This is a genomic window from uncultured Ferrimonas sp. (genome assembly GCF_947489035.1).
Taxonomy (GTDB): Bacteria; Pseudomonadota; Gammaproteobacteria; order Enterobacterales; family Shewanellaceae; genus Ferrimonas.
This window is the reverse complement of sequence record NZ_CANLCI010000091.1, coordinates 1-266: the sequence shown is the minus strand read 5'-3', so window position 1 is coordinate 266 and position 266 is coordinate 1. Positions and strand designations below refer to the sequence as shown.

The 266-nt window shown below is 58.3% G+C and carries 1 protein-coding gene; it reads left to right on the top strand.

The annotated features are described in order from the left end of the window. A partial coding sequence (locus Q0796_RS18235) for a VCBS domain-containing protein (RefSeq protein WP_298445917.1) occupies positions 1–266 on the top strand: 266 nt, incomplete at both ends.

Below are 266 nucleotides of genomic sequence, written 5' to 3'. Positions count from 1 at the left end.
GCCGACGGCAGCTGGACCTTCGACCTAGCCGACAACGACACCGTTGATGCACTGACTTTGGGTCAGGAAGAAGTTCGAGAATTCACCGTTACCTTAAGTGACGGCAGCACCACCACCGTCACCATCACCATCACTGGTACCGATGACGCACCAGACATTTCCAGCGACGCCGACCGCATCACCGAGGGTGATAGCGCCATCCTCGATGGCACCCTGACCGCAAGCGACGCCGACAACCCAGATTTGGCCTTCAACGCCAACACCAT